At 46.5% G+C, this 6,566-nt stretch carries 5 protein-coding genes; 3 read left to right on the forward strand and 2 right to left on the reverse strand.

What is annotated here, in order from left to right; genetic code table 11:
• Position 1 precedes the first annotated feature (1 nt).
• The 3 genes from DYADSP32_RS28985 to DYADSP32_RS28995 all read left to right on the forward strand — a co-directional run bounded on the left by DYADSP32_RS28985 (position 2) and on the right by DYADSP32_RS28995 (position 2,812).
• Complete coding sequence (locus DYADSP32_RS28985) at positions 2-1,279, forward strand: ABC transporter permease (protein WP_149239491.1); 1,278 nt, start codon at positions 2-4, stop codon at positions 1,277-1,279.
• 62 nt (positions 1,280-1,341) lie between these two features.
• Entirely contained in the window at positions 1,342-1,608 is a 267-nt protein-coding gene (locus DYADSP32_RS28990) for a phosphopantetheine-binding protein (protein WP_149239490.1), read from the forward strand.
• A 4-nt stretch (positions 1,609-1,612) separates the two neighbouring features.
• Positions 1,613-2,812, forward strand: coding sequence for a beta-ketoacyl-[acyl-carrier-protein] synthase family protein (locus DYADSP32_RS28995; RefSeq protein ID WP_149239489.1), 1,200 nt, complete (start codon positions 1,613-1,615; stop codon positions 2,810-2,812).
• Positions 2,813-2,818: 6 nt separating this feature from the next.
• Here DYADSP32_RS28995 and scpA read toward each other — a convergent pair whose 3' ends face one another.
• Together scpA and DYADSP32_RS29005 are read right to left on the reverse strand one after the other, a co-directional pair.
• Complete coding sequence (scpA, locus tag DYADSP32_RS29000; protein WP_149239488.1) at positions 2,819-4,951, reverse strand: methylmalonyl-CoA mutase; 2,133 nt, start codon at positions 4,949-4,951, stop codon at positions 2,819-2,821.
• A gap of 90 nt (positions 4,952-5,041) precedes the next feature.
• A complete protein-coding gene (locus DYADSP32_RS29005) occupies positions 5,042-6,415 on the reverse strand; it encodes a methylmalonyl-CoA mutase family protein (protein ID WP_149239487.1) in 1,374 nt (457 codons plus the stop codon).
• Positions 6,416-6,566: the final 151 nt, after the last annotated feature.

Here is a 6,566-nt window from a genome sequence, read left to right on the forward strand (position 1 = left end):
GATGTTTAAAATATATGCCTCCATACGAAAAGAATTTCTGTTGCTGATCAACGACAAGGTTGGCCTTGCACTGATGTTTTTGATGCCATTGCTGCTTGTTTTTATTATCACGATTATTCAGGACAGCGCTTACAAAATGGTAAACGAAAACGAGATTCCGCTGCTTATAGTGAATCATGACCGAGGAGTTGAAGGGGATAAGCTTGTGAAATTATTATCAGAATCAGGCCTTTTTAAAATTGACACACTTAACGAACTTCCCCGTGAATCGTTGAAATCGGAATTACTGTCACGAGGGAAAATGATAGCCTTGTTTGTACCCGAAACGTTTTCGGCGGGACTGGAAAGCAATGCCGGGGATGTCAGTAAAATACTGATGGACGATCTTGGGCTGGATTATGATTCGACTCAAAATCAAAGCGTTTCCATGCCCGTGCTTTCGTTTTATAGCGATCCTGTGCTTCAGGAGAATTACAGCTATTCGGTGATGGGTATCATCCACTCTTACATGAGCGTCATCGAAAACGCTCTGATGATTGAGCGAATGTATGCCAATATGGAACTTGGCGACAAGTCGGCGAAACTCAAAGAACGTATGATTTCCAATCGTGTCAAAATAGAGCATCTGGTCGCCAGCAACAGCAATTCCTCGGTGATACCCAATTCTACGCAACACAATGTACCTGCCTGGACCATTTTCGCCATGTTTTTTATGGTGGTGTCGCTGGGGAGCAATATTGTAAAGGAACGTGTTAATGGGAGTTTTCTGAGACTTAAGACCATGCCCACCAGCTTCATGCTGGTTATGTTCAGCAAGATGAGTATTTATGTAGTGGTGGCCGTCCTTCAGGTAGCTTTGACTTTTTCCATGGGCATCTGGGTGCTTCCACGCATCGGTCTGCCACAACTTACCATTCCTGATAATTTTCCCGCATTTGTGGCGGTGGTATTCATGAGCAGCATGGCTGCGGTAAGTTACGCCCTGGTGATCGGGGCCATTGCCAGGACCCAGGAGCAGGCAAACGGTTTTGGAGCCATCTCAATCATTATTTTTGGAGCTATTGGCGGAATTTTAGTCCCTACTTTTGTCATGCCCGGTTTCATGCAGTTTGCGAGTAATTTCTCACCTTTACACTGGTGCCTGGAAGGATTCTACGTATTGTTTCTCAAAGGCGGAAGCTGGCATGAATTGAAGGCAATTTTGTTGTTTTTGGGAGTATTCATTTTGATTTGCCAACTTTGCACATATTTTAAATTAAGAATTGACAAGATTATCTGAGCTGTAAATTGGAAAATCGGATACGATGACTCCACGCACACCAGAAAACGAATAGTAAACCTATGGACGCCGAAAGCTTAAAACCTGTTATTAAAGGACAAATTGTACAATACCTGAATTTGTTGGATATCAACCCCGCTGACATTAAGGATGATGAGCCCTTGTTTGGAGGTGATCTGGGGCTGGACTCCATCGATTCTCTGGAATTGGTCGTATTACTGGAAAGAGAGTACGGAATCAAGATTACCAATCCGGCTGAGGGAAGGAAAATTCTGGTGGATGTAAACCACATGGCGGAATATATCCTGCAGAACACCAAACCTGCTTAATAGAATGAAAAGGGTGTTGATAACCGGAATGGGAATTATCACCGCCATCGGTGATGATCTGACCGAAAACCACACCAGTTTACGGTGCTCTAAAGCGGGTATAGGCGAGGCATTCCATTTTGATTCGTACTATAAAGATCTTCTTCCATTTGGCGAAGTGAAGCTCAGTAATGCGGATTTGCTAAGTGCAGCCAACCTCACGCGACACTCCGGATACACCCGTACCTGTACACTGGCATTAAAAGCCTTTGATGAAGCGATTCGGGATGCTGGGCTTTCGCAGGAGGAGCTTTCGAGCTGGGGCACTGCGCTTATTTCAGCCAGTACGGTAGGTGGCATGTGTATCACGGATCAGCTGTACCAGGATGCAAATCTTAAAGCGTCGGCTTCCGAGTTTGTCGATTCCTATGGTTGTGCAGCGCATACCTTAAGGCTGGTAGAGCGGTATAATATCAAAGGATTTACAGATACCATTAACACAGCGTGTTCTTCGTCGGCAAACGCAATACTTTTAGGTGCCAGGCTCATCAGGTCCGGCAGAGCTAATCGGGTGATAGTTGGAGGAGTGGACGCACTGGCCAAGTATACGGTAAATGGGTTCAATGCTTTGAAAATTTTGTCATCTGCTCCCTGCCGTCCTTTTGATGAAAATCGTGACGGTCTCAATTTGGGTGAGGGAGCAGCTTATTTGGTTTTAGAATCAGAGGATATTGCGAAAGGGAAAAAGTGTTACGCCACGGTTGCGGGTTACGGCAATAGCAACGACGCACATCATCCGTCTGCGATGTCTGATAACGCAGTGGGTGCCATTCTCTCCATGTCGCAAGCGATCAAATCAGCTGGCATACATCCCTCGGAGGTCGACTACATCAATGCGCACGGTACGGCCACGGCCAACAATGACGCCGTCGAGACGTATGGGCTTACAGAGGTCTTCGACCAAGTGCCTCCTTACAGCTCAACGAAATCGTTTACGGGACATACACTTGGAGCAGCAGGTGCTGTTGAAGCCGTTTTTAGTGTTTTAAGTATTTACTACTCCGAAATCTACGCAAGTCTTCGTGTGGAAACGCCGGTTCAACCTTTTTCGATCGCTCCGGTTGCAAGGTATCGTTCGGATTCTCCCGTCAATTTTGTTCTTTCGAACTCGTTTGGTTTTGGGGGAAATTGCACTTCACTTGTGTTTGGGAAGATAGGTAGCTGATACGGTTTAGTCCGCCATTAATTCTTTCAGAATTTTTTGGGCAGCGATTGAAATAACTGTTCCGGGTCCGAAAATGCCTTTTACACCCGCATCGTACAGAAACGAATAATCCTGAGGAGGTATCACACCACCGGCAATCACCATAATATCCGGTCGTCCAATATTTCGGAGTTCTTCGATTAATTGAGGCACCAGTGTTTTATGTCCGGCGGCCAGGCTGGAAGCGCCAACAACATGCACGTCGTTTTCTGCGGCTTGCCTGGCCACTTCTGCCGGTGTCTGAAACAGGGGACCCATATCCACGTCGAAGCCAAGATCAGCAAAGCTGGTAGCAATGATCTTCGCGCCTCGATCATGACCGTCCTGACCCATTTTGGCTACCAGGATACGCGGTCTTCTGCCTTCCAGTTCCGCGAATTCATTCGATAACTCCAATGCAACACGGAAGTTTTCGTCGTCAGAAATCTCAGCTTGATAAATGCCCGATACGGATCTGATCACCGCTTTATATCGCCCGAATTCTTTCTCCATAGCATCGGAAATTTCACCCAAGGTAGCTCTTTTTCGCGCTGCGTCTACGGCTAGTGCCAACAAATTACTTCCCATGTCCAGCCCACCCGCCAGCTTGCAGGCCTGGGTCAGACTAGCCAGGGACTGCCTGGTTTCTTCGGTATTTCTCTCTTTTCTGATTTTATTCAATCGCTTGATTTGCTCTGTCCTGACATTTTGATTGTCAACTTCCCGAATTTCAACAAGATCGTCTGCACTGGTTTGGTACTTATTTACCCCGACAATGATATCTTTCCCGGAATCAATCCGGGCCTGTTTACGGGCCGCAGCTTCTTCGATTCTCATTTTTGGCAGACCGGTTTCAATAGCCTTGGTCATACCGCCCAGATTCTCCACTTCCTGGATCAACTCCCACGCTTTTTCCACCAGTTCTTTGGTCAGGTATTCTACGTAGAATGAGCCACCCCAGGGATCAACTGCTTTGCAGATATCTGTTTCGTGCTGCAGGAAAAGTTGGGTATTCCTTGCTATTTGTGCCGAAAAATCAGTTGGAAGGGCCATGGCTTCATCCAGAGAATTGGTATGCAATGATTGTGTATGGCCCATAACGGCAGCCATAGCCTCGATACAAGTCCGGGCAACATTGTTATAAGGATCCTGCGCCGTAAGACTGTAGCCGCTGGTCTGGCAATGTACACGTAACATTAAGGATTTTTCATTTCCCGGATTAAACTGGCTCACAATTTTAGCCCAAAGCAGCCGACCTGCCCGCATTTTTGCAATTTCCATAAAATAATTCATGCCTATACCCCAAAAAAAGGATAAGCGTGGTGCGAAGTCATCGATTTTCATTCCTGCGGTGATACCGGTACGGATGTATTCCAGTCCGTCGGCCAGGGTATATGCGAGTTCAATATGGGCTGGCGCGCCGGCTTCATGCATATGGTATCCGCTGATGCTGATGGAATTGAATTTGGGCATAAACTGAGACGTGTATGCGAAAATGTCGCCTACAATGCGCATGGATGGGGCGGGAGGATATATGTAGGTGTTTCTCACCATGAACTCTTTCAGGATGTCATTCTGAATGGTCCCCGACAGCTGGTTCGGCAAAACGCCCTGCTCTTCGGCAGCCACAATGTAAAACGCCATGATGGGTATTACCGCTCCGTTCATGGTCATGGACACGGACATGACATCCAGAGGGATCTGATCAAACAGAATCTTCATATCTTCCACCGAATCGATGGCGACGCCTGCTTTCCCGACATCTCCCATAACCCGTTCGTGGTCGGAGTCGTAACCCCGGTGTGTTGCCAGATCAAATGCTACGGAAAGGCCTTTTTGTCCTGCTGCTAAATTTTTTCTGTAAAATGCATTGGAATCAGTGGCGGTTGAGAATCCGGCATATTGTCTGATCGTCCAGGGGCGTTGGAGATACATGCTGGCATAGGGAGCCCTCAAATAGGGAGGTGCACCAGCACCCAGGTGGTGCTCAGGAGCGTCGTCTGCCGTGTACTTTGTTTTTAGTAAGATACCTTCGGCAGTCATGCAGGGTTTACCCGATTTATCCTGCACGGTCTCATGGTCCGTCTTTTTAAAGTTGTTGACTGTGAAGTTCGGCTTCATGAATTTGGTTTACTTTTTTAAATGTTTCCTTAGGCGTAACCTCCTTAACTATTTAACACTGTTAGATAATCAGATGGTTTTAACTCCAACTTATTTTTTTGTACTGGAAAGCCACGCATCGGCCAGATTTCTTTTTGGGATTGTGGCTTCGGCGGATGTTGTGTTTTTCTGATCGTGTTGAAAAACCTCGCGGACGTCTTGTCCGGCAAATTTGTTTATCCCTATCATTATTTTGGCGTGATTGAGTTCCTCCAGTTTCTCATTCCAGGATTTTTCTATTTGCGATTTCACAAATCCATTTTCATGACAAGTTACCATACCACCATCTTTTTCCATTTGCAGAAACAACGACCAGGCTGAATCGGCCATCGCGACAGAGATTTTATCAATCAGATAGGAGCCGGCTGCCGGATCCGCCACGTGCCGGATGTAACTCTCATCGGCAATCATATGCGATACATTGTTTGCAATGCGATTCGAAAGAACATCATCATTTGAATCAAAGCCCAATACCGTTAAAGCGTCGCATCCTCCGATAATGGCGCTCATTGCTTCGGAGGTCACTCGGATCATGTTGGTATGGGGCATTAAAGTTGTATGATAGAAGGAGGAAGTTTGCGCGTGAATGAATGGGGTGCACAGTGCGTCGGGTAAATCGTAGGCACGGGTTATTTTGTAATACAGAAACCGAAGCGCCCGAAGTTTGGCAATTTCAGCAATATGATCTGTGCCTATGGATACGGAGAAGAAAAAGCGATTGAGTGCGAGGAGCGGAGCGATTCCGTTGTCTGTAAAGTAATCCACACACGAGACCAGCGCCGAAGTCATAAAGGCAAGTTCTTGTACTACGTTGGCTCCACCTTCGTGATAGATGTGACTTTCGATCATGAAGGGCCGGAAATCCTTCATCGCTTTTGTCTTTTTTATGACTTCTCCAATGCTTTCCAGGGCATCGTTCGGGTCGGCGTTGAAACGTATTTTTTGAGCAATAGGGTCCAGCGCAAATCCTCCTTTTAAATAATATCCGTTACCCCTGGATATTTCCAGAAAGGCCTGGTGAATATCTTGGCTGGTTTTGAAAAAGACGGATGAATCGCTCAGTCGGATAGCGTGTAAGGTTTTTAAAAACTCACATTGAGGCAGTGTATGGCTTTCCAGATCGAGCAGCACGCCATCCGCTCCCGAGGCCAGGGCGGAACGCATTTGGGCATTGGTTCTGCCGGGCATGTCTAATTTGATGTAGGCCGTATTAAGCCATCCCGTTGTTTTTCGTTGCGTGTTCCGGAGTTCTTCCGTGGCTGTATCATTGACTTCTTCTGATGTATAATACGGATCTACAAATGTATGGTCAGCGATTTTCCAGAATCCTGCCTCCGGTAATTTTTGCCCAAGCTCTCTTTCGACTTTCTTTTTCCAGGCGTTTTTATCTTGGTCGGCAAAGCCGGAAAATAAGTTGAGTGCCATGTGGTGCTGGTTGAAATGTGATATCCGTTGCTATTTTAACAAAGCTACAAATTACAGGTAATATTTTCAGGCTGGCCGGGGATGCGGTGAACCCGGCACCAATTATCCCTTTACTGAAAAGGAACACATTTATTTAACGGCTTGAGAAACC

The organism is Dyadobacter sp. 32, assembly GCF_902506755.1.
GTDB lineage: Bacteria > Bacteroidota > Bacteroidia > Cytophagales > Spirosomataceae > Dyadobacter.

What these genes read in the sequence shown, in the direction of transcription:
- DYADSP32_RS28985 (WP_149239491.1), top strand. Translation starts at nt 2, where the DNA reads ATGTTTAAAATATATGCCTCCATACGAAAAGAATTTCTGTTGCTGATC.
- DYADSP32_RS28990 (WP_149239490.1), top strand. Translation starts at nt 1,342, where the DNA reads ATGGACGCCGAAAGCTTAAAACCTGTTATTAAAGGACAAATTGTACAA.
- DYADSP32_RS28995 (WP_149239489.1), top strand. Translation starts at nt 1,613, where the DNA reads ATGAAAAGGGTGTTGATAACCGGAATGGGAATTATCACCGCCATCGGT.
- scpA (WP_149239488.1), bottom strand. Translation starts at nt 4,951, where the DNA reads ATGAAGCCGAACTTCACAGTCAACAACTTTAAAAAGACGGACCATGAG.
- DYADSP32_RS29005 (WP_149239487.1), bottom strand. Translation starts at nt 6,415, where the DNA reads ATGGCACTCAACTTATTTTCCGGCTTTGCCGACCAAGATAAAAACGCC.